Origin of the sequence: Yoonia sp., assembly GCF_017854565.1 — a bacterium.
Classification (GTDB): domain Bacteria; phylum Pseudomonadota; class Alphaproteobacteria; order Rhodobacterales; family Rhodobacteraceae; genus Yoonia.
Genome location: NZ_JAFMHJ010000011.1, coordinates 43,637 through 66,398 on the forward strand (window position 1 = coordinate 43,637; position 22,762 = coordinate 66,398).

The window sequence follows — 22,762 nt, forward strand, 5'->3', positions numbered from 1 at the left end:
CATGGTACGTCGCGCAGTTGTCAAAGGTGTCGGGCATTACCTGCCCGAAAGAATTGTGCCCAATTCAGAATTCGAAAAAACGCTTGATACGACCGATGAATGGATCAAGGCGCGGTCGGGCATTGAACGTCGCCATTTTGCCGCCCCCGGTCAGACCACGTCGGATCTTGCCATTCGTGCCGCCAATGCCGCACTCGCCATGGCCGGGATGACGGGAGCAGACATTGACGCGATTATCCTTGCAACATCAACCGCCGACCTGACGTTTCCGTCGGTCGCAACCATGGTGCAGCACGCCATCGGCAACACCGACGGCTATGCCTTTGATATCCAAGCGGTTTGCGCGGGTTTCGTCTATGCGCTGAGCAATGCAAACGCGCTGATCGCATCCGGTCAGGCGGATCGCGTAATGGTCATTGGTGCGGAAACCTTCAGCCGAATCATGGATTGGACAGACCGATCAACCTGCGTGTTGTTTGGCGACGGTGCCGGAGCGCTGATCCTTGAGGCCGAAGAAGGGACAGGCACCACCGATGACCGTGGCATCCTGTCCACTGATCTGAATTCCGACGGCCGCTATCGTGACCTGCTGTATGTCGATGGCGGGGTCACGACCCAAAACACCGGCATGCTGCGTATGGAAGGCCGAGAGCTTTTCCGCCATGCCGTTGAAAAGCTTGCAAAAACCGCTGATACCGCGCTGGAAAAGGTCGGGCTGGCGGCTGATGATGTCACGTGGGTCGTCCCGCATCAGGCCAATATCCGCATCATCCAGTCAACGGCCAAAAAGCTGGGCGTGGGCATGGACCGGGTTATTGTGACGGTTCAGGACCACGGCAACACCTCTGCGGCATCGATTCCCCTTGCCCTGTCGGTCGGCGTGGCACGCGGACAAATCAAGCAAGGCGACCTTATCGTGACCGAAGCCATCGGCGGCGGATTGGCCTGGGGTGCCGTTGTGATCCGCTGGTAGGCAGAAACTGACTGTCAAACACAATTGCCAAGCCCTTGTTATTGACTCTGAAATTGCCACGCGCATATGGTCAGTCAAATATCCGAGGGGACGATTATGGCTGATAAGACATTGACGCGTATGGATTTGGCTGATGCGGTGCACAGTCAGGTCGGACTTTCCCGCAACGACAGCGCCGATCTGGTGGAAAGCGTGCTTTCACATGTGTCCGATGCGCTGGTTCAGGGCGAGACGGTGAAGATATCATCATTCGGGACATTTTCGGTCCGTGAAAAGGCGGCCCGCGTTGGCCGCAATCCGAAAACCGGGGAAGAGGTGCCAATCTACCCCCGGCGCGTTTTGACTTTTCGCCCGTCGCATCTCATGAAAGATCGCGTCGCGGCAGGAAATAAACAGTAAAGTCATGGCAAAGGCCAAAGACGCATTTCGCACCATCAGTGAAGTGGCCGACTGGTTGGACACCCCAACCCACGTGCTGCGTTTCTGGGAAAGCAAGTTTTCCCAGATCAGACCCGTCAAAGGTGCTGGTGGACGGCGGTATTACCGCCCCGAAGACATGGAACTGCTCGCTGGCATCAAGCAACTGCTGCACGAGGATGGCCTGACGATCAAAGGCACCCAGAAGCTGTTGCGCGAAAAAGGTGCCAAACATGTGGCCACGCTTGGCCCATCAGTGAACGGCCCGGCGGTTGAGAGCGCAAACCCTGCGCCAGACACCGCAATCGCGGACACGCACATCGACGCCGCGATTGCGTCAGACGACGCATTGACGGCAGTCGATCTGCCCCAGACACCACGGGAATCGCACCGGCAAGACGCCCTGTCGTTTGGCGTCTCATCGCCGTCACCTGACGAAGGACCCGCGCAGGACAGTGATGCAACGCCGGATGTCGCGGCCCAAGACGCCGCAGCAACCGTGCCCGAAACGCCGATCGCACCAGATGTCGCGGACGCCACCCCCCCCCCACCCGAGACGGCAACGCCATTCCAGCGCGATGTTCCTGCGCTGCCGGATGAAATCCCCGACTTGCCAGCACGCATATTGGGTCTGGCACCAGCCGATACAGCCGCATTGCGGGCGCGCGCTGCAGAAATCGCCCCCCTGCTCGCGCGTTTGGAACAATTGCGCGATGGGATGCGCCACAACTAGAGTTTTCGGGCTTGCCCCCGAAGGCAATTCCGTTATGAAAGCGCCAAGTCGGGCTATAGCGCAGCCTGGTAGCGCGTCCGTCTGGGGGACGGAAGGTCGCAGGTTCGAGTCCTGCTAGCCCGACCAATCATAACCGCCCGCTTGCGCGACTGCGCAGCGGGCGTTTTGGTATCTGAAACGGAGTGACAGGCATGACAACAGCAGGCGTTTTGGCGGACCACCAGATCAGGGATATGATTGCAGCGGGGCATATTGCGGCGTCGGCACCGGTGACAGCCGACCAAATACAGCCAGCCTCGCTGGATCTGCGACTGGGGCAAACGGCATACCGGGTGCGTGCGTCATTCCTGTCTGGACGCAGCCGCACAGTTGCGCAACGGCTCACGGATTTTCAGATGCATGCAGTCGATCTGGCCGGCGGTGCGGTACTGGAAAAGGGCTGTGTCTACGTCGTGCCGCTGATGGAATCACTGTCCCTGCCGCCGGGCATGACCGCTGCGGCCAGCGCGAAATCGTCGATCGGGCGGCTGGACTTGCTCACCCGGATCATCACCGATCACGGAATTGAATTTGATCGGGTGCCCGAAAATTACAGCGGGCCGCTTTATGTCGAAATTTGCCCACGTTCGTTTTCGGTCGTCGCCCAGCCCGGCCAAATGCTCAACCAGATCATCTTTCGTCAGGGCAAGACGCTGATGTCAGACGTTGAATTGCGCGCCCTGCATGCGCAGACGCCGCTGGTGGCCGGTGATCCCGTCATCTCGGACGGATTAGGCTTTTCCGTAGATTTGAAACCGGCCAAGGGCAACCTTGTCGGCTACCGCGCCAAGCCGCACACGGGTGTGGTCGATCTGTCCAAATTAAACCACTACGATCCGGCCGATTTCTGGGAACAGATCCATACCGATGATGGCTGGATTATTCTTGATCCCGGCGCGTTCTACATTCTGGTCAGCCGCGAGGCAATTGTCATCCCCCCGATGCAGGCCGCTGAAATGGCGCCGTATTTGGCGATGGTGGGTGAATTTCGGGTGCACTATGCCGGGTTCTTCGACCCTGGATTTGGCTATGCTGCGGCAGGCGGCGCGGGATCGCGCGGCGTTCTCGAAGTACGCTGCCACGAGGCCCCGTTTGTGCTGGAACACGGGCAGGTCGTCGGGCGTTTGGTCTATGAACATATGGCCACCATGCCAGACGCGCTTTATGGCCGCGAGATCAAATCAAACTATCAGGGGCAGGGTTTGAAGCTGTCAAAACATTTTCGCAGCACGTGACCTGCCCGACCGCGGCACCTACCGTAAAAAGCGGCTCAGGATGCTCATACGCTGCCGCGCGGTCTGGGTGGTCTTGCGCGCATCACGCGTATCACGGCGTTCGTCGGGCGTCTGTTCTGGCCGCTGTCGCCCGCGGTTGACCGCCAGATCAATGCCCTTGTTGATCCCGCGACTGACCAGCCTGCGCATGACCATATTGATGAGCTGGTTCATATTCATTGCATGACCTCCGGTGCCGTGTGACTGACAATTAGGGCAATTTGGTTAATCTTCAAACAGTTCGGTTTGATCATCATCATCTTCATCGTCCTTTTCGCCCAACGCGCCGGCCCCCGGTGGTGGGCGATTTTCCAGCAGACCTGCGGCGCGCAGCTCTTTCAGCCCCGGCAGATCGCGTGCATTTTCCAGCCCAAAATGGTCAAGGAACTCTTGCGTCACAACAAATGTCACGGGGCGGCCCGGTGTCATTTTGCGCCTGCCAAACCTGATCCATCCCATCTCGATCAGTTGATCAACCGTGCCGCGGCTCACGCTGACGCCGCGAATCTCTTCGATCTCGGCGCGGGTCACGGGCTGATGATAGGCAACAATCGCCAATGTCTCGATGGCTGCGCGGGATAGCTTGCGGGTCTCAACCGTCTCTTTTTGCATCAAAAAGCCAAGGTCTGGCGCAGTACGGATCGCCCAGGCATCCCCGATCCTGACCAAATTCACCCCGCGCCCGTCGTAGCGTTTGCGCAGATATGCGATTGCCTCGGCAGGGTCGCAACCATGGGGCATCCGCCGGATCAGTTCTTGCACCGTCACCGGGTCGGCGGTGGCAAACAGGATCGCTTCAACCATGCGCTCCTGCTCGCCCATGGGGGGGGCTTCGAACAGGCTGTCGTTTTGTGGCTTACTCATCACGCGGGGCCTTTTTGCGGATTTGGATGAGGGCAAAAATTTCGCCCTGACGGATTTCAATCTTACCTTCCTTGGCCAGTTCGAGACTGGCCGCAAAGGTCGCAGCGGTGGTCGAACGGCGGCGTTGCGGGTCGGCGTCCCAGCCATCGGGCAGATAGCTGACAATATCGGTCCAATCACCGGCAAAACCGATCAGGTGCCGCATCCGTTCCAACGCCTTCTCCATCGTCATCACATGCTGGCGGTCCAGCACAAAAGGTCGAAAATCATCACGGGTGCGGATGCGGGCGTAGCCTTGCATCAGGTCCAGCAGGGCCGCGGTATAGGTCACGCGGCGCACGCGCTGCACGTCTTCGGTGATGCCACGGGCAAAGAAATCACGGCCCATTTGATCGCGCGCCATCAGCTTTGCCGCAGCTTCGCGCATGGCTTGCAAACGCTCAAGCTGGAACGCCAAATGTGCGGCCAGTTCTTCGCCCGACGGACCTTCCTCCTTGGGATCGGGGGGCAGCAGCAGGCGCGACTTCAGGAACGCCAGCCAGGCCGCCATCACCAGATAATCCGCCGCCAGTTCCAGCCGCAGCGCCTTTGCCTGTTCGACAAAGGCCAAATACTGCTCGGCCAAGGCCAGAATGGATATTTTGCGCAGGTCCACCTTTTGCGTCCGCGACAGCGTCAGCAACAGGTCAAGCGGCCCTTCAAAAGCGCCGACATCAACGATCAGCGCCTCGGCGGCCACCCGGTCGCTCACGCTCAACGGGTCTGGTTGGAATTCATCGCCCTGCATCGCACCTCACGCCAAAAGCGCTTCAAACTCCGCTTCTAAGCTGGGGATGTCAATGATTTCGGGCGGTTTTCGCTGTGCCAAGGCACGATTTGCGCGGGTGATCGCCACTGGGGTCATATCACCGGCGGCTTTCGCGACGGCCTGCATCTCGGCGGGATCGCCGTTGCAATGAAGGATAATATCACACCCTGCGCTGATCGCTGCGACCGCACGTTCCCCAAGCGTGCCCGACAGGGCCCGCATCGACAGATCATCGGTCATGATTAACCCGCCAAATCCGATATCCTCGCGGATAACCTGCATCATCCGGCCCGAGGTAGTGGCAGGTGCATCCGGGTCGATATCCGCAAAAACGATATGCGCGGTCATGCCCATGGCGATATCATTCAGCGCCTTGAACGGGGCGAAATCATGCTGGATCAACGCCGCGCGGGGCGCATCCACGGTCGGCAGGTCTTTGTGGCTGTCCACCGCCGCGCGCCCATAGCCCGGAATATGCTTCAGAACCGGCAATACGCCACCGGCCAAAAATGCTGCGGCACAGGTCCGGGCGGCAGCAACGACCGTTGCAATGTCACCGCCATAAAGCCTGTTTCGCAGCACGGGATGAGTCGCGTCCTCGACCAGATCGGCCAATGGGGCACAGTTCACATCAATGCCGACGTCGTACAGCTCGGCCGCGATCAGCCGGTTGCGAATCCACTGGGCGCGCATCGGATCGCGGGCCTGTTCCATCTGATCCAGCGCGGGCATGTAGTCGCGCCAATGCGGGCGCCGCATCCGCTGCACACGGCCCCCTTCTTGGTCAATCAGGATCGGCGCGTCGCGGCCCACGGCATCACGCAGCGCACCCGTCAGGCGGCAAAGCTGGTCGGGCGTGTCGATATTACGCGCAAAAACGATAAACCCAAGCGGATCAGCCTCGCGGAAAAAATCCTTTTCCCACGGGGTAATACTGTGCCCGGCCGGGCCAAAGATCGTCGCGTTCTGCGCCACTTAATTGACGACAACCGCAATGCAGGTTGCCCCTTCGGCCTCAAGTGCCGCACAAAAACGGCGCGCTTCGGCACGATCGGCAAAGCCGCTGGCGCGCAGCCGATACCATGTGCCGCTGCTCTGATTGCTGACCTGAATGACCCGGTCACGGCTGCCCATCAACTGACCAAAGCGGCCCTGCAGGCGTATCCATTCTGTCGCAGCCAAGGTGGGAGATTGGAAAGCACCCAACTGCACAAGATTGGTCCCCACCGGGAAGGCTTCGGTGGTGATGGCGACCTCATCGGTGTTGACTGTTGGCGCAGCCGCAGCCGTAGGCTCCGCCTGCAGACTGGCAGGACGCAACACGGGGCGCGGCGAAAGGCGCACACCTGGTGCGGATGCAGCAACGCCCGGCAATGCCGTTTCATCCGTGCTTGCCAATGTCGCAACGTCGGCGGCAATTTGATCGGCCAGCGCCAGAATTTCGTCCGCACTCAACGGTTCTGACTGCGATTCCAGCGGGGTCGGCGCACCCAATGCAACAGGCACTTGGGTCGCGGTATCAAACGCCAGCACTTCGCCGGCTTCGGCCGTCGGCTGCACATCAAGGTCTTCACGTACCAGACCTTCGGTTGCGGGGGCCAGCACCAGACGATCCTCGGGACCGCCCGCCTCGCCCAAGGCTGCAACCTCATTCACGGCCAATCCGGTGTGAATCGCCACCGATCCACCCGGATTATCAGGCAGCACCCGCATATCGCCTTCCATGGCGCGCACCACCGGAATGCCGCTCACATCGCGGATGATCAGCTTGTAACCCCAAAGGCCCACACCTGCGATCAACGCCAGAGACATCGCGGCCCCTGCGTAATTAACGAAAACTCCGGCGCGCGCCGCACCATAGGACGGGGCGAACCCCTCATCAAAAACTGCCATCTCTGCCTCACTGCCCGTGCCATTTTTGGCTTTAAGGGTCCGTTAACTCAGCTCGATCCGGCAGCTTGTGCTTTAGCGCATCTCTTCTACCGGCGTAACACCAAGAATACCAAGACCGTGCGAAATAACAATCGCTACGGCCCGGATCAGGGCAATTTTCGCTTGTGTTGTGTCTGTGTCACCCTCTTGCAGAAAGCGCAGACTGGTATCATCGTTGCCCCGGTTCCAAAGCGCATGGAAATCTGACGCCAAATCATACAGGTAAAACGCGATCCGATGCGGCTCATGACCACGGGCCGCAATCTCGACCAGCCGCGGCCATTCGGCCAGCTTTTTGGCTACATTCAGCTCTGCCTCATGGCCCAGCTTGCCCAGATCGGCAGCGGCCAGCGTCGCATCATCCACCGCAATTCCGGCCTCGCGCGCCTTGCGCAGCACCGAATTGACCCGCGCATGGGCATATTGCACGTAAAACACCGGGTTGTCTTTGGACTGCTCCAACACCTTGTCGAAATCGAAGTCCAGCGGCGCGTCATTTTTGCGCGTCAGCATATGGAACCGGGTCACGTCTTTGCCGACCGCTTCGACCACATCGCTCAGGGTCACGAATGTCCCTGCCCGCTTGGACATTTTGAACGGCTCGCCATTTTTATATAGCTTCACCAGTTGGGTCAGCTTCACGTCCAGCGGCACTTTGCCGTCAGACAAAGCAGACACCGCCGCCTTCATACGCTTGACATAGCCGCCGTGGTCGGCGCCGAAAACGTCAATCAGCTGGTCAAAGCCGCGCTGCACCTTGTCATAATGATACGCAATATCAGGGGCAAAATAGGTCCAGGACCCGTCGGATTTCTGCACGGGCCGATCCACATCATCGCCATGGGCCGTTGACCGAAACAGCGTCTGCTCGCGCGGTTCCCAATCTTCTGGGGTCTTGCCCTTGGGCGGCTCCAGCGTGCCGCGATAGATCAGGCCCTTGGCGTCCAGCTCTGCAATGGCCTTTTCGATCAGACCCGTGCCGTAAAGCGATTTCTCCGAATAGAAACTATCCATGACAACGCCAAGCTGCGCAAGATCGGTGCGGATCAGATCCATCATCGCTTCGGTGGCGAATGTGCGGATGTCGTCCAGCCAAACCTCTTCGGCCTTACCGACAAATGCGTCACCAACCTTGGCTTTGAGGGCCTTACCCACATCCTTGAGGTATTCCCCCGGATACGTCCCATCGGGGAATTCCACCTGCTTGCCATGCTCTTCGAGGTACCGCAGATACACGGACCGGGCGAGAACATCGACCTGCGCGCCGCCGTCGTTGATGTAGTATTCGCGGGTCACGTCATAGCCTGTATAATCCAGCAGGCTGGCCAATGCATCGCCAAAGACGGCACCGCGCGTATGGCCCACATGCAGCGGACCTGTGGGGTTGGCGCTGACGTACTCGACCAGCATCTTTTGATTTTGCCCCAGCGTGGATTGGCCATAGGCCGGATCGGTCAGCGCCGCCTTCACAACGGCCTGCCAGACATCGGGCACCAGCCGCATGTTCAGGAAACCCGGCCCTGCCACCTCGGCTACGGCGATCTGCGGATCTTCCAACAGTTTGGCGGCCAGTGCGTCGGCGATCACACGCGGGTTCATCTTGGCGGGCTTTGCCAGAACCATCGCGGCATTCGTCGCCATATCGCCATGCGCGGCATCGCGCGGTGGTTCGACCGCGACGGCAGCAGTCGACAGGCCCGCAGGCAGCGTGCCCTCGGCAACCAATTGGTCAAGGCACGTCAGCACTCGGGTACGAAAATCAGCAAACAGGTTCATAGCAGTCCTTTGGCCCATATAGGGCATCACAACATTTCAGCAGGGTTTACCACCCCCGCAGCCTAGGTCAATCCGCACGGCACCGTCACCCATAGCAGCGCCCGGATGTGATACGCAGGTTATCGTTACGAATTTCACCCGCACGGATCGATGGCGCGGCGTAAAGCCCAAAATGCGCTTGGGCAAGCTGATTGGACATCGCGCGGACCGCAGCATGGGACACCAGCACATCGTCCAGCCACACCTTGGCATAGCCCTGCGGCGAAAAATCAAGTTCAACAGCCAATCTGACCCATTGACGATAGGGAAACTGCACCGTGGTTGACTGGAAAATATGCGCCTGCTGCCCCTGACGCGGGACATGTTGCAGGTGTATGAAGCCATCATAGCTGACATTCACCAACACGGTCCGGCGCCAGCTGTCACTTTGATCGTCCGTGAATGTCGCAAGACTGATCCACTGGTCTTCGTGCCCTTGCGAGGCCGACCTTAGGTCAAAATCAGCCCAGACCGACAAGCCGACGCACAATGGTGTCGGCAATACACCCGCTGGCGTTTTTTGAAACTGGACCGTTGGATAGGCACGATGGTTGCGGTTGGTGAACATCCCGCTTGGTGGGTTGGCCCGGGTAATCCACGCCCGATGGGCAAATTTACCCGCAGCGGGGTCAATCGCAGACAGCTCCTGAAAGGCATGACTTTGATCATCGTGGCGCGTGATGTAAAATCCGTCAAAGTCCGAGAGGGCCTCGAAACCAGACGCAAACAGCACCTCTTGGGCGGGGATCGGCATCGCAAACACACACCAAGCCAGAATGACTGTGCTAAAATGCTTCAACCGGCCCATCCACGATCACGTATCCGCCGGCGGCTGGCGGCTTTCGTCGTCCCCGGGTGGGCGCAGGCCGATGATCCGCACATCTGGCGCGCCCCTCACCTCTTCGTCTTTGCGGATCAGGCGGATATGACCTTTGGGTGAAATGCGGGCAAACAGATGTGTCTCGGGGCGTTTCGCACGCCAATCTTCAAACGTGAATTCATCGGTCAGCCGGCTGATCCGAAAGGTCCAGCCATCACGGATCAGCCGGTTCAGGCCAGTGTGCGTTTGATCGGCGCCAAACATCCGGCCACCCAGCGTGCGTGGCAATTGATGGCGCGCACTGTCGCTTTTTTCGCGGATGACCTGAAACACATTGTCACGGCCAAATTCGGGGCCCAGGTCGGTTGCAACCAGCGTGTTGTAGGCGTCATTGTCCGTCGCCGCGATCAGCGTCGCATAGCTGACCAGTTCCAGACGCTGTTCGGCGGCCTCTGACAGGATATCGCCAGAAAACGTCGCGATCCCGGCGGCGCGCGCCGCGCGCAGATGGCCATAGTTGGGATCGGTCATCAGCACCGGCACCTCGGCCTTTTTCAGCGCTTCGGCAAATGCGGTGGTCCAGTCGGCCCCGCCAACGATGACCACACCGGGGATATCCGCCCCAGCCAGCCCCAGCCAACGGGCAAAAGGCGCCAATGTGAACCCGTGCAAAACCACCGTGACCGCCACCAGAACAAAGGCCAATGGCCCAATCAGCGCCGCATCCGCAAACCCTAGGTTCAGCAACCGATCCCCGAACAGCCCCGCAACGGCCACAAGAACGACGCCGCGCGGTCCCGTCAGCGCCACCAGCCATTGCTCCCGGTAGGGCACACCCGACCCCAACAGCGCGACCATCACCGTGAACGGCCGCGCCACCAGCACAACCAACAGAACAAAGCCAAGCGCGCGCCAGTCCAGTTGGCCCAAGGCCGCAACGTCCAGCTGCGCGGCCAGCAGGATAAACACGCCCGACACCAGCAGAACGGTCGCATGTTCCTTAAACCGGCGCAGTTCCTCATAGCTGGGCAGATCGGCATTCGCGATCACAATACCCATGATCGTCACGGCAAGCAGGCCGCTTTCGTGCAGCACATGATCCGACACGGCAAAAATCGCCAAAAGCAAGGCGAACAGCACCGGCACCTTCATATACTCTGGCACCCAGCCCCGTTTGAATGAGCGCGCAAGGCCAAACCCCGCCACCATCCCCAGCGCAGTCGCGACGCCAATACCAACCAAAAGCTCCCATACCGCCGCGTTGACCGTTGTCGCCGTGTTCAAAACCAACACGACCTCGAAGGCCAAAACTGCCGCCAGCGCGCCAATGGGGTCGTTCATGATCGCTTCCCATTGCAGCAGCGCCGCAGGCCGCTTGGACAGACGTGCGGTGCGCAGCAAGGGCGCAATGACCGTGGGGCCGGTGACGATCATGATCCCGCCAAAAACCGCCGCGCTTTCCCAGCTTAGCCCAGCACCATAGCGCAGCGCCAAAGCCGATGTCAGCCAGCCCAGCGGGGCACCGACAAAGACCAACCGCTTGACCCCTTTTGCAGCATCGTTGAGCGAATGAAAGTTCAGCGTCAGCCCACCCTCAAACAGGATAATCGCCACCGCAATAGATATGATCGGCCCCATCAGCGGCCCGATATCGCGCCCCGGATCGAATACACCGGCCACCGGCCCGATCAGTATTCCGGCCACCAGCATCAGCACAATCGCCGGCATCCGCAACCGCCACGCCAGCCATTGCGACCCCACGCCCAAGGCACCCACAAGTGCAAACGCCATCACGGGCGCCATTGCATCAACGGCGTTTTCAATTGCCATCAATCACTCCGGCAGGAATTACTTCGCCGCCAATCAAACGCTTATGTTCCTGAATGGCAAATCTATCCGTCATGCCTGCGATGTAATCGGCCACGATCCGCGCCAGCGCCGTCCGATCTGCCGCGTCGGCCACATCCTTGCGCCACTGCTTGGGCAACTCATCGGTGTTTTCCATGAAAAACGGGAACAGATCATTGACCATCTGGGTCACCACCACACGCATCTCGACGACGGCGGGCGCGCGATACATGCGTTCGAACAGAAATTGCCGGATCACCTTGAGGTCCGTCCAAAGCACGGGCGAAAACTGCACCATCATGCGGCCTGCGTGGCGGATGTCATGCACGCTCGTTGGTGCCAGATCCACCAGATTGCGGCGACTGACAGTGATCACATCCTCGACCAGCACGCCAAAGAACCGGCGCAGCGCCTCGTGGCGGCGCCGATAATAGTTCAGTCCCGGATATTTCGCGTCCACCCGCGCAAAGCAATCGTGCAATATTGGCAGCGCCGCCAGATCATCGGTACTGAAAAGCTCTGCGCGAAGACCGTCATGTAAGTCATGGTTATTATATGCAATATCGTCAGCCAAGGCAGCCGACTGCGCCTCGGCACTGGCATGGGTGTGAAGTTCCAGATCGTGACGCGCGTTATACGCGGCCAGCGCATAAGGTATATCACCCGTGACCGGGCCATTGTGCTTGGCGATCCCCTCCAGCGTCTCCCACGTCAGGTTCAGCCCGTCCCATTCGGCATAATGACGTTCCAGATCGGTCACGATCCGCAAGGCCTGGGCATTGTGATCAAACCCGCCATAGGGCTGCATCAGCGCATCCAGCGCCTCTTCTCCGGTGTGACCAAAGGGTGTGTGGCCAAGATCATGCGCCAGCGCGACCGCCTCGGTCAGCTCGACGTTCAGGTCCAGCGCGGCGGCAATCGTACGGCCCACCTGCGCCACCTCGATTGAATGGGTCAGACGGGTCCGGAAATAGTCACCCTCGTGTTCAATAAAGACCTGCGTCTTGTGCTTCAGCCGCCGAAATGCGCTCGCATGGATAATCCGGTCGCGATCACGCTGAAACGGCGACCGAAACGTGCTCTCTTCCTCTGGGTAAAGCCGCCCGCGTGCGTTTGCCGGGTCGGTTGCATAGGGCGCTGCCATGTTATTTGCCTGCCTTGTCCGTCTTGCCTACACCCCCTATATTGTAACCGAACCCAAACTGATAGGTCGCAAAATGCTGACGATCCCACCCAAAGTGACCCCCCGCGCGTTTGAGCGGCTGGCCGAAATCGGCGCCTCGGCCCAAGGCAAGGCACTGCGCGTAGCCGTCGAAGGTGGCGGCTGTTCAGGGTTTCAATATGAAATTGATCTGGACGACGCCAAGGACGATGACCTGACCCTGACCGGAAGCGGTGAAACTGTTGTAATTGACGCCGTTTCCCTGCCATTTCTGGCCGACGCGGTGATTGATTTCACCGAAGAACTAATCGGCGCGCGCTTTGTGATCAACAACCCCAATGCAACGTCATCATGCGGCTGCGGCACATCGTTTTCGATGTAATGCCGCAAAATGCACGGCTGTCCACGCTGATCCTCGATCAGGTGCAGCTGATCGCTTGTGCATCGTCGCGCACTGCGGCAAAACTGCCCCAAACAGGGGGCAGCTATGAAAATCGCAACATTCAACATCAACGGCATCAAAGCGCGGATCACGGCGCTGTCCGATTGGATTGATGACACCCAGCCCGACGTGGCGATCCTGCAGGAAATCAAATCAATCGACGAAAACTTCCCCCGCGAGATTTTCGAGGACAAGGGCTACAACGTCGAGACCCATGGTCAAAAAGGGTTCAACGGCGTCGCGATCTTGTCTAAACTCCCGCTTGAGGACGTAAGCCGTGGCCTGCCCGGCGACGACGCCGATGAACAGGCACGGTGGATCGAGGCGACCGTTGTCGGCGAAAAAGCCGTTCGCATCTGCGGGCTCTACCTGCCCAACGGCAACCCAGCGCCGGGGCCAAAGTATGACTATAAGCTGGCGTGGATGGAACGGCTGTATCACCGCGCGCAGGATCTTCTGAAACTTGAAGAACCCGCGCTAATGGCCGGGGATTACAATATTATTCCACAGGTCGAAGATGCCGAGCGTCCTGATGCATGGCGAGACGATGCCCTGTTTCGTCTCGAAAGCCGCGCCGCGTTCCAGCGCATCCAGAACCTTGGCTTCACCGAAGCCTTCCGCGCCTGCCAACCCGGATCAGGTCATTATTCGTTCTGGGATTATCAGGCTGGCGCATGGGAGAAAAACAACGGAATTCGCATCGACCACTTTTTGCTGACCCCGCAATGCGCCGACCTTTTGAACACCTGCTGGATCGAAGCCGACGTGCGGGGCCGGGAAAAACCATCCGATCACGTCCCGGTCTGGGTTGATCTTGCCGCATAGCACCCCCAAATATCACTGATAACACTCGTCGAGCAAACGTTTTGTGTCCGCAAGGAGTATGAAAGCTATGCGCGATAACCTGATTTGTGCCGCCGTGATGGTGGCCCTCCTGCCAACCCTTGCCAGCGCCCAATGCCGGATCGCAGTCGCGGGCACCGCTTGCGTGTCGGTCCCGCAGCCATCGACCCCAGGTCCCGGCCCCGTCGAAATTGGCGATATATTGGAACGCGGTGCCTATTCGATGTTGATGAATGCCCGCTACTATGGTTTGCCTAGCGTCAGCGACGGTTGGGTCTACATGCGGATCGAGGATGACATTTACCGGGTCGACTGGCGCAGCCACACCGTGCTTGAAAACGTCACCAACCAGGCCAGCCGAAATTGGTAGCGTCAGGCCGTGACGTCGTGATCGTAAAGCCAGCCAAGGCGGTTCACAAACGCGTCCGGCGCGACGCGGCCCATCACGCGCAGCCCCGCATGCGCGACACGGCGTTTCATGCCTGACAGGTGATAGTTCACCGCATTGGCATTGGCCGCCGCGATGGCACGCACGACACGTGGCCGCCGCACTGATTGATAGGCCGCCAATCCAACATCCAGCGATGCGTTTTCATTGCAGCACCGGGCCAGCACAAACGCGTCCTCAATCGCAAGGTTCGCGCCTTGGGCCAGGAATGGCAGGGTCGGATGGGCAGCATCGCCCAAAATAGCATACGACCCGGCCCGCCAATGGGCCGCAACGGGATGGCGGAACAACCCCCACAGGTTCACGTCCTCCACGGCCCCCAGAATACTTTTCAGCTCCCACCCGGTATCAGCGAACGCCGCGCGCAGGTTTCCCGGATCATCGGGATTGTGCCAGCCTTCTTGCGCCCATTGGCTGCGTGCCTGAACCGCGACAATATTCAGACGGCCCTTGGACAGCGGATAGGTTACGACATGCCGCCCCGGTGCCATCCAGATGCGCGCGATCGGCTCTGCGTCAGGCAGTTGGATCATCGCCCGCCACGCCACCTGCCCCGTAAAGAACGCAGGCGCTGGCTTGCTGATCTGTCCACGTACCACCGAATGCAATCCGTCGGCACCGATGGTCAAATCCGGTTTCACGCGACCGGCTGCGGTCTGAAACGATCCGTCCGGCCCAAAGGCCGCGATCCGACTACCCAATTCGACCTGCACACCATTGGCGGCACAGGCCCGGCCCAGCAGGTCAATCAATGCAGCACGGTGGCAAAATCGGTAGGCTGGGTTTTGGCCGCCCAGATCAAAGCGCGCCAACTGCCGTCCGCTCAGCGCGTCCATCGGCACGACTGCGGCAGCTTTCACGCCGGTAGCCGCCAAAGCGTCGGTCAGGCCAAGCCGGTTCAGGACACGCGCGCCATTTGGGGTGATCTGCAAACCGGCGCCAATTCCACTTAATGCGGGTGCCTGTTCATAAACGGTGACATGCGCATCGCGGCGCGCAAACGCAAGCGCTGCGGTCAGCCCCCCGATACCGCCGCCAATAATGGCGACGTTTCGGCCTGCGTTATGCCACATGTCAGTCGTCGCGATGCACCTTCTCCCGGCGTTCATGGCGTTCTTGCGCTTCTAGGCTCATGGTCGCAATGGGCCGCGCATCCAACCGCTTCAGCGAAATTGGTTCGCCTGTAATTTCACAATAGCCATATTCGTTTTCGTCGATGCGCCGCAGCGCCGCATCAATCTTGCTCACCAGTTTGCGCTGCCGGTCACGGGTGCGCAGTTCCAGCGAACGATCGGTTTCTTCGGATGCGCGGTCGGCAACGTCGGGAATATTGCGGGTCTGGTCTTTCATACCGGCGACGGTGTCGCGGCTGTCTTCCATAAGCTCTGCTTTCCAGTTCAATAGCTTACGCCGGAAATATTCGATCTGACGTTCATTCATGAACGGTTCGTCGTCAACGGGGCGATACTCGTCTGGCAAAAACACTTCGGCTTTCATTCTCATACCCTTTTATCTCTTACGCATCTTTGGGCCAGCAACCCTGCGTCAGAACCCAATTTTGCGCGGGTTTACTCTTAAGATCGGTCAGTGTCACCCCCCTGTTTTGGCCTGTGGGCGGGGTGTTGATGATCTGCCGTGACCTGCTAGGTTGCTGCGAAATACAAAAGGCACACGACCATGCATTTTACCGGCACCGACAGCTACATCGCAACCGATGACCTGACCATGGCGGTGAACGCCGCAGTCGCCCTTGAACGCCCGCTACTGATCAAAGGCGAACCCGGCACCGGCAAAACGGAACTTGCACGGCAAGTCAGCACCGCCCTTGGCCTGCCGATGATCGAATGGCACATCAAATCGACAACAAAGGCCCAACAGGGGCTTTATGAATATGACGCCGTCAGCCGATTGCGCGACAGCCAACTGGGTGACGCACGGGTGCACGACGTCGCCAACTATATCAAAAAGGGCAAGCTGTGGCAGGCTTTTGGCGCCGACCGCAAGGTCGTGCTGCTGATTGATGAAATCGACAAGGCCGACATCGAATTTCCCAACGATCTGTTGCAGGAACTCGACCGGATGGAATTCCACGTCTACGAGACAGGCGAGACCGTCAAGGCGATCCATCGCCCCATCGTGATCATCACATCCAACAACGAAAAGGAATTGCCCGATGCGTTTCTGCGGCGCTGCTTCTTTCACTACATCCGGTTTCCCGACATGGACACGATGCGCAGGATCGTGGCCGTTCATCACCCCGGAATCAAAGATGCGCTGCTGACCACCGCACTGACCCAATTCTACGAAATCCGCGATACCGCAGGCCTCAAGAAAAAGCCCTCGACCTCCGAAGTGCTTGATTGGCTCAAATTGCTCTTGGCCGAAGATCTCAGCCCAGAGGACCTCAAACGCGACGGTGCGAACGCGCTACCCAAACTGCACGGGGCGCTTTTGAAGAACGAACAGGACGTGCATCTGTTTGAACGGCTGGCCTTCATGGCCCGGTCAGGGCGCTAGACGACGCGCATTTTCTGGACGACAGCGCACGGCGAATTGACTGGTCACCGCCCTCGATCGCGGTACTGTCATGGGGCATCACAAAGGCAGATCCGCATGACCAACCAAACGCCGACAACCATCAGACCGCTGCGCACGGGCGATGAAACCGCGTGGCGCGTGCTGTGGACTGATTATCTGGCGTTCTACAAGACCACGCGCCCTGACGCGGTCTATGCGTCGACGTTTGCGCGGCTTTTGGGCGGGGATGATCATGATTTTCACTGCCTGATCGCGGAACGGGACGGCATGCCCGTTGGTCTGGCCCACTACCTGTTTCACCGCCACTGCTGGCGCATCGAAAGCGTCTGCTACCTGCAAGACCTGTTCGCGGACCCATCGGTGCGCGGCATCGGCGTTGGCCGGCAACTGATCGAAGCAGTCTATGCCGCCGCCGATACCGCCGGTGCGCCCACCGTCTACTGGCTGACTCAAGACGACAACACCACCGGGCGCCAGCTTTATGATCGCGTTGGCAAACTGACCAACTTCATCAAATACGAGAGACCTTCATGAAGCGCCTTGCCGCCCTCGCGCTGTCACTGCTGGCAGCCTGCGCAACCCAGCCCGACAGGCCGGCGCCGATCAGGCTCGATTTACCTGAAATGCGCAGCTTTGTCGCCCAAAGCCCGGGACCCGCGCTGCGGCCCAATTCGGAAATTGCCTTTGACTTTCTCGATCTGGCGTTTCGGATGGAAAACGGGCGCGAACTGCCCATTTTCACCCGGTTTGACGAACCCGTGACCGTGCGTGTCGCGGGCAATGTCTCTGAGACGCTGGTCGCGGACCTGACCGGCCTGTTGGCCCGCCTGCGCAACGAGGCCCAGATTGATATCCGCATGACGGACGCGGCACAGGCAAGCATCACAATCGAAGCCATCCCCAACCGCACCCTGCAGCGGGTGGCGCCGAATGCCGCCTGTTTCGTGGTGCCCCGCGTACGCAACTGGGATGAACTACGCACGGCACGCAATACCCCCGCGCTTGACTGGGGGACCCTGCAACGGCGCGAAAGGGCGGCGATCTTTGTGCCCTCTGACGTCGCCCCGCAGGAAATCCGCGACTGCCTGCACGAAGAACTGGCGCAGGCGCTCGGCCCGCTCAACGACCTTTACCGCCTGCCCGATTCCGTTTTCAACGATGACAATATTCAGGCTGTGCTGACCGGCTTTGATATGCTGATCCTGCGGGCTTACTACGCCCCGGAACTGCGCAACGGCATGACCAAATCCGAAGTCGCCAGCCGCCTGCCCGGTATCCTTGCCCGCATGAACCCACGCGGGCAGCGCAGCGGCGGTCAAATCCCCAGCGACACTTCGCGCGTCTGGATTGCGGCGATGGAAATTGCGCTGACCGATGGCACCTCGGACAATGGCCGCAGACAGGCCGCCGCACGCGCCATCGAGATCGGGCGCACATTGGGCTGGACCGGCCCACGCGAAGGCTTTGCAAACTATGCCTATGGCCGCCTGCAACTGGGCAACGATTCCAGCCTCGCCCTTGGTGCCTTTAACACCGCCAACCGGGTCTACCGCCAAAGCCCCACAACAGACATCCACGCCGCCCACATCGCGGTGCAGCTTGCCGCCTTCACCCTGACTTCCGGCAATGCCCAAGCCACCATCGCCATCACCGACGAAGCGATTCCCATCGCACAGCGCCACCAAAACGCCGCGCTGACGGCGCTGTTGATGATGTTCAAAGCCGAAGCGCTGGATCTGCAGGGGCAGACCGACGCAGGCATGGCCCTGCGGCTGGACAGTCTGGGATGGGCACGGTACGGCTTTGGCAGCCGCGAGGCGGTGATCGACAGGCTCAATGAAATCGCCTTTCTCACACCGCAAACGCCGCCAAGCTGATAAAGGTCGCACTATGATTTACCCACTGACAGGCATATTAATCGGCGCAATATTCGGCGCTTTTCGGGCCAAGATGCGCGGCGGGAAATTCGCTGATATGCTGCAATGGGGGGCAGCATTTGCCGTGATCTTCGGGCTGATCGGCCTATTCGTGCTGATCTTCATCGAACGCAGCTATACCTGATCCATGTTCCTGCCATTTTTCGACAATCTGCGCAGGCATGGGGTCCCGGTGTCGCTGCGCGAATTCCTGTCGTTTCTCGAAGGCATGAAGGCCGGCCTTGCCACCTACGACGTCGAGGCGTTTTATTTTCTGGCCCGCACGACTATGGTCAAGGACGAACGCCATATCGACAAATTCGATCGCGCCTTCACAGCCAGCTTTCAGGGCCTTGATGCGATCCCCTCTGAGGCCGTGATGAACGCCATCGACATTCCCGCCGACTGGTTGGCAAAACTTGCCGAAAAGCATCTGACCGAAACAGAAAAAGCCGAAATTGCAGCGATGGGCGGTTTTGACAAGCTCATGGAGACCCTCAAAAAGCGGCTTGAGGAACAAAAGGGGCGTCATCAGGGCGGCTCAAAATGGGTCGGCACGGCGGGTACATCCCCGTTTGGCGCCTATGGCTACAACCCCGAAGGCGTGCGGATTGGCCAGAATGAAAGCCGCCATCAACGCGCGGTAAAAGTCTGGGACAAACGCGAATTCCGCAACCTTGACGACACAGTTGAACTGGGCACCCGCAATATAAAAGTGGCGCTGAAACGCCTGCGCCGCTGGGCCCGCGATGGGGCAACCGAAGAACTTGACCTCAACGGCACGATCCGTGCCACCGCCGAACACGGCTATCTTGATGTGCAAACCCGGCCCGAACGGCGCAATGCGGTCAAGGTCCTGCTGTTTCTCGACATTGGCGGATCAATGGACCCCCACGTCAAAGTGGTCGAGGAATTGTTCAGCGCCGCAAAATCCGAATTCAAACACTTTGAACACTTCTACTTCCACAACTGCCTGTACGAAGGCGTGTGGCGCGACAACCGCCGCCGCTGGGATGCGCAAACATCCACATGGGACATCCTGCGCACCTATGGGTCAGACTACAAATGCATCTTTGTGGGTGACGCCAGCATGTCACCCTATGAAATCGCCTTTGCCGGTGGCGCCAATGAACATTGGAACCAAGAGGCGGGCCATATCTGGCTGAACCGTGCCTGTGCACAATGGCCCGGCCATCTGTGGATCAATCCCGCCGAACAACGCCACTGGCCCCACACCCAATCGACCCAGATGATCCAAGAAATTTTCGGCGCCGACCGCATGGTGCCCATGACCCTTGATGGGATCAGCCGGGGCATTCGCACGCTGGCACGTTAAACGCCGGATCTTTTGCAGACCGGGCGCAATTTACCTTGTTGCTGCGCGGATCCGCCCCATATTAGGGGCATGATACGTTTTGCCCCCATCGTGTTTGCCGTGCTGTACGGCTTTGCCATGTACCGATTTTCCGTCTGGCGGATGTCGCGCGACCTTGATGAAAAATCAACAGAACTGGCCGATCCTATCCTGCAGGTGCTGACCAATCGCATGGCACAGGCCCTCAATATCGACCGCATCCGTGTGCATATCTATGAAATTGACCCAATCAACGGGTTAGCCGCACCCGATGGCCGTATTTTCATCACCCGTGGGTTTTTCAACAAATATCGCCAAGGAGCAGTCAGCTCCGAAGAAATGGCAAGCGTCATCGCGCATGAACTGGGGCATGTCGCCTTGGGCCATTCACGCCGCCGGATGATTGATTTTTCTGGCCAAAACGCGATGCGCACCGCGATTGCGATGGTTCTTAATCGGTTTCTGCCCGGCATCGGTCCGTGGATTGCAAATATGCTGATGACCCTATTGGCCGCCCGCCTGTCGCGCGGCGATGAGTTCGAGGCAGACGCTTATGCCTCGGCCCTGCTGGTCAAAGCAGGGATCGGCACAGGCCCGCAAAAATCGCTGTTCACCAAGCTTGATACGCTTTCCGGCGCGGGCGGCAGGGCGACACCACCAGCATGGATGCTAAGCCATCCCAAAACCCCGCAACGCATCGCCGCGATCGAGGCGAACGAAGCAAAGTGGCGCGTCAGCCCCTAGGCCAATCGCGCGTCCAACGCCTTGGCGAAACGCGGCAACCGGGCCTTTTTCATCAGGCGGCGCATGGTCCAGTCCAGATCGGACAAACGCCGTGCCTCCGCCAGCACCCCCTGTGCAATTGGGGTAACGATCTCCGGCTCTGTCTCCAGCAATTGCAGGGCGAACCCATCGGGATCAAGCCGCAACAGGCCCTCATCGGCCAACATATTGCGTGGGAAATCCTTGGCGTTCATCGTCAGGATCGCGTCGCACGACCCCGCAACCGCCGCCGTCAGGACATGAATATCCGCCGCATCCGGCAGCCAATACCGTTGCTCTAATCCGGTGTCGTAGATCACCGCCGCATCCGGGAACAGACGGCGCAGTGTGGCCACTTCGCCACGCGCGAACACCTCGGCTTGGGGTCCCAGCTTTGCTGCGGCCCGCGCCCATTCCTCAAGGATGCGGGGCGACCAACGCGCCTGAAACAACCCCGCAGCCGCACAGCCCAGCAGAACCTCGCGCATCACCGTTGGATACAGCACGCATGCGTCTATCAGAACTCTCACAGGCGGTAGAAAACGGCCTTGAGATATCCGCTTTCGGCCAAATGCGGCATCAACGGATGATCCGGCCCTGCAAACCCGGTGTGAATGATCTGCCCACGCCGCGCGGCCCGCCCGATCCCGCGTGAACATGCGTTGCGAAACTTGGTTAAATCAACGGCATGCGAACACGAACACAGCCCCAGATAACCGCCATCCGCGACCAGCGGCGCGGCAAGCCGCGCAACACGCTCGTACGCGCGCAACCCCGCTTCGACAGATTGCCGCGATGGCGCAAACGCCGGCGGATCGCAGATGATCACATCGAAACGGGCTTCTTCTTCGGCCAATGCGGTCAGCACATCAAAGGCGTCGCCCTTGCGCGTCTCAAGCCGGTCAGCGACGCCCATCGCCTCGGCACCTTTGATCGCAAGCTCCAACGCCGGTGCAGACCCATCGACAGCCAGAACCGACCCTGCCCCACCCGCCAACGCAGCAAGCCCAAAGCCGCCCACATGCGAAAACATGTCCAACATCCGCGCGCCCTTGGACAGCCTTGCCGCAAACGCGTGATTCGGGCGTTGGTCGAAAAACAACCCTGTCTTCTGGCCACCCATGACATCCGCCATATAGGTCGCACCATTCATCGGCACCGCAATCGGGCCGGTCGGGGCCGCGCCTTGCAGGACCTCCATCCGTTCATCCAACCCCTCGAGCGCACGCGCACGCCCCGTCCCGTTCATCACAACGGTGGTCACACCCGTCACCGCGACCAATGCAGCCACCAGAGGCGCAATCAGCACATCGGCCCACGCGGCATTCGGCTGCACCACAGCCACATCGCCAAACCTGTCCACAATCACACCCGGCAACCCATCCGATTCGGCATGCACCAAACGATAGTACGGCGCATCGTACAGCCGTTCGCGATGTGCCAGCGCCCGCGCAAAGCGCGCGGCAAACCATGCCTCGTCGATCACGGCTTCGGGATCACGGTCCAGCATCCGGCAGATGATCTTCGACGTCGGATTGACAGCCACAAGACCAAGCGACTGACGCCCCGCATCTTCCAGCAAGGCAAGCGCGCCGGGCTTAAGCCCTCGGGTACGCCGGTCCGTGACCAGTTCATTTGCATAGACCCAAGGAAAGCCGTGGCGGATCGCACGCGCCTCGGCCTTGGGGATTAATCGAACAACAGGCAGTTCAGCGGGGGGGACAGGTATATTCATGCCCGCTCTCCTATATTCAATTTCGCGCCGTTGGAAGTG

Annotated in this window: 26 protein-coding genes and 1 tRNA gene; 14 read left to right on the plus strand and 13 right to left on the minus strand. The window is 59.6% G+C overall.

Annotation, left to right across the window (positions count from 1 at the left end; translation table 11 throughout):
• Position 1 precedes the first annotated feature (1 nt).
• The 5 genes from QZ196_RS06750 (at position 2) to QZ196_RS06770 (ending at position 3,397) form a co-directional block, all read left to right on the plus strand.
• Complete coding sequence (locus QZ196_RS06750) at positions 2–973, plus strand: beta-ketoacyl-ACP synthase III (RefSeq protein WP_296425031.1); 972 nt, start codon at positions 2–4, stop codon at positions 971–973.
• A gap of 96 nt (positions 974–1,069) precedes the next feature.
• Positions 1,070–1,372: an integration host factor subunit alpha gene (gene ihfA / locus QZ196_RS06755; RefSeq protein ID WP_296425033.1), complete on the plus strand. Its 303-nt coding sequence runs from the start codon at positions 1,070–1,072 to the stop codon at positions 1,370–1,372.
• 4 nt (positions 1,373–1,376) lie between these two features.
• Positions 1,377–2,123 (plus strand): MerR family transcriptional regulator, encoded by a 747-nt coding sequence (locus QZ196_RS06760; protein ID WP_296425034.1) that lies wholly within the window; start codon positions 1,377–1,379, stop codon positions 2,121–2,123.
• 49 nt (positions 2,124–2,172) lie between these two features.
• Positions 2,173–2,249, plus strand: a tRNA-Pro gene (locus tag QZ196_RS06765).
• Between the two features lie 65 nt (positions 2,250–2,314).
• A complete protein-coding gene (locus QZ196_RS06770; RefSeq protein ID WP_296425036.1) occupies positions 2,315–3,397 on the plus strand; it encodes a 2'-deoxycytidine 5'-triphosphate deaminase in 1,083 nt (360 codons plus the stop codon).
• An 18-nt stretch (positions 3,398–3,415) separates the two neighbouring features.
• Here QZ196_RS06770 and QZ196_RS06775 read toward each other — a convergent pair whose 3' ends face one another.
• The 9 genes from QZ196_RS06775 to QZ196_RS06815 form a co-directional block, all read right to left on the minus strand.
• A complete protein-coding gene (locus QZ196_RS06775; protein ID WP_296425038.1) occupies positions 3,416–3,616 on the minus strand; it encodes a hypothetical protein in 201 nt (66 codons plus the stop codon).
• A gap of 45 nt (positions 3,617–3,661) precedes the next feature.
• Complete coding sequence (scpB, locus tag QZ196_RS06780) at positions 3,662–4,300, minus strand: SMC-Scp complex subunit ScpB (protein WP_296425039.1); 639 nt, start codon at positions 4,298–4,300, stop codon at positions 3,662–3,664.
• On the minus strand, positions 4,293–5,087 hold the full coding sequence (locus QZ196_RS06785) for a ScpA family protein (RefSeq protein ID WP_296425041.1): 795 nt from the start codon (positions 5,085–5,087) through the stop codon (positions 4,293–4,295). Before QZ196_RS06785 ends, scpB begins: the two co-directional genes overlap by 8 nt.
• A gap of 6 nt (positions 5,088–5,093) precedes the next feature.
• On the minus strand, positions 5,094–6,083 hold the full coding sequence (locus tag QZ196_RS06790; protein ID WP_296425042.1) for a glycoside hydrolase family 3 N-terminal domain-containing protein: 990 nt from the start codon (positions 6,081–6,083) through the stop codon (positions 5,094–5,096).
• The gene (locus QZ196_RS06795; protein ID WP_296425043.1) at positions 6,084–7,001 is read right to left on the minus strand and encodes an SPOR domain-containing protein; all 918 of its coding nucleotides are present in this window, start codon (positions 6,999–7,001) and stop codon (positions 6,084–6,086) included. It abuts the gene before it with no gap.
• 72 nt (positions 7,002–7,073) lie between these two features.
• Positions 7,074–8,816 carry an arginine--tRNA ligase gene (gene argS, locus QZ196_RS06800; protein WP_296425045.1) on the minus strand — a complete coding sequence of 581 codons (1,743 nt, stop codon included), beginning with the start codon at positions 8,814–8,816 and terminating at the stop codon, positions 7,074–7,076.
• Between the two features lie 85 nt (positions 8,817–8,901).
• Complete coding sequence (locus QZ196_RS06805; RefSeq protein ID WP_296425046.1) at positions 8,902–9,654, minus strand: hypothetical protein; 753 nt, start codon at positions 9,652–9,654, stop codon at positions 8,902–8,904.
• Between the two features lie 15 nt (positions 9,655–9,669).
• On the minus strand, positions 9,670–11,505 hold the full coding sequence (locus tag QZ196_RS06810) for a sodium:proton antiporter (protein ID WP_296425048.1): 1,836 nt from the start codon (positions 11,503–11,505) through the stop codon (positions 9,670–9,672).
• Positions 11,495–12,667, minus strand: coding sequence for a deoxyguanosinetriphosphate triphosphohydrolase (locus tag QZ196_RS06815; protein ID WP_296425050.1), 1,173 nt, complete (start codon positions 12,665–12,667; stop codon positions 11,495–11,497). Before QZ196_RS06815 ends, QZ196_RS06810 begins: the two co-directional genes overlap by 11 nt.
• A gap of 73 nt (positions 12,668–12,740) precedes the next feature.
• Here QZ196_RS06815 and QZ196_RS06820 point away from each other — a divergent pair, with 73 nt between their 5' ends.
• The 3 genes from QZ196_RS06820 (at position 12,741) to QZ196_RS06830 (ending at position 14,340) form a co-directional block, all read left to right on the plus strand.
• Positions 12,741–13,067: an iron-sulfur cluster assembly accessory protein gene (locus QZ196_RS06820; protein ID WP_296425086.1), complete on the plus strand. Its 327-nt coding sequence runs from the start codon at positions 12,741–12,743 to the stop codon at positions 13,065–13,067.
• Between the two features lie 105 nt (positions 13,068–13,172).
• Positions 13,173–13,952: an exodeoxyribonuclease III gene (gene xth / locus QZ196_RS06825; RefSeq protein WP_296425051.1), complete on the plus strand. Its 780-nt coding sequence runs from the start codon at positions 13,173–13,175 to the stop codon at positions 13,950–13,952.
• 67 nt (positions 13,953–14,019) lie between these two features.
• Entirely contained in the window at positions 14,020–14,340 is a 321-nt protein-coding gene (locus QZ196_RS06830; RefSeq protein WP_296425053.1) for a hypothetical protein, read from the plus strand.
• Positions 14,341–14,342: 2 nt separating this feature from the next.
• Here QZ196_RS06830 and QZ196_RS06835 read toward each other — a convergent pair whose 3' ends face one another.
• On the minus strand, positions 14,343–15,491 hold the full coding sequence (locus QZ196_RS06835) for an FAD-dependent monooxygenase (protein ID WP_296425054.1): 1,149 nt from the start codon (positions 15,489–15,491) through the stop codon (positions 14,343–14,345).
• 1 nt (position 15,492) lies between these two features.
• Positions 15,493–15,915, minus strand: coding sequence for an RNA polymerase-binding protein DksA (gene dksA, locus QZ196_RS06840; protein WP_296425087.1), 423 nt, complete (start codon positions 15,913–15,915; stop codon positions 15,493–15,495).
• Between the two features lie 180 nt (positions 15,916–16,095).
• Here dksA and QZ196_RS06845 point away from each other — a divergent pair, with 180 nt between their 5' ends.
• The 6 genes from QZ196_RS06845 (at position 16,096) to QZ196_RS06870 (ending at position 20,970) form a co-directional block, all read left to right on the plus strand.
• Positions 16,096–16,935: a MoxR family ATPase gene (locus tag QZ196_RS06845; protein WP_296425056.1), complete on the plus strand. Its 840-nt coding sequence runs from the start codon at positions 16,096–16,098 to the stop codon at positions 16,933–16,935.
• A 96-nt stretch (positions 16,936–17,031) separates the two neighbouring features.
• A complete protein-coding gene (locus QZ196_RS06850) occupies positions 17,032–17,490 on the plus strand; it encodes a GNAT family N-acetyltransferase (RefSeq protein WP_296425058.1) in 459 nt (152 codons plus the stop codon).
• Entirely contained in the window at positions 17,487–18,833 is a 1,347-nt protein-coding gene (locus tag QZ196_RS06855) for a DUF2927 domain-containing protein (protein ID WP_296425060.1), read from the plus strand. Before QZ196_RS06850 ends, QZ196_RS06855 begins: the two co-directional genes overlap by 4 nt.
• Before the next feature lie 13 nt (positions 18,834–18,846).
• A complete protein-coding gene (locus tag QZ196_RS06860; protein ID WP_296425061.1) occupies positions 18,847–19,017 on the plus strand; it encodes a hypothetical protein in 171 nt (56 codons plus the stop codon).
• Positions 19,018–19,020: 3 nt separating this feature from the next.
• Positions 19,021–20,208: a VWA domain-containing protein gene (locus tag QZ196_RS06865; protein WP_296425062.1), complete on the plus strand. Its 1,188-nt coding sequence runs from the start codon at positions 19,021–19,023 to the stop codon at positions 20,206–20,208.
• 69 nt (positions 20,209–20,277) lie between these two features.
• Positions 20,278–20,970 carry a M48 family metallopeptidase gene (locus QZ196_RS06870; protein WP_296425064.1) on the plus strand — a complete coding sequence of 231 codons (693 nt, stop codon included), beginning with the start codon at positions 20,278–20,280 and terminating at the stop codon, positions 20,968–20,970.
• On the opposite strand, the gene QZ196_RS06875 is transcribed toward QZ196_RS06870, so the two are convergent.
• Together QZ196_RS06875 and QZ196_RS06880 are read right to left on the minus strand one after the other, a co-directional pair.
• Positions 20,967–21,518, minus strand: coding sequence for an RSP_2648 family PIN domain-containing protein (locus tag QZ196_RS06875; protein WP_296425065.1), 552 nt, complete (start codon positions 21,516–21,518; stop codon positions 20,967–20,969). The genes QZ196_RS06870 and QZ196_RS06875 overlap by 4 nt on opposite strands.
• Positions 21,515–22,723 (minus strand): RSP_2647 family RNA methyltransferase, encoded by a 1,209-nt coding sequence (locus tag QZ196_RS06880; RefSeq protein ID WP_296425066.1) that lies wholly within the window; start codon positions 22,721–22,723, stop codon positions 21,515–21,517. Before QZ196_RS06880 ends, QZ196_RS06875 begins: the two co-directional genes overlap by 4 nt.
• Positions 22,724–22,762: the final 39 nt, after the last annotated feature.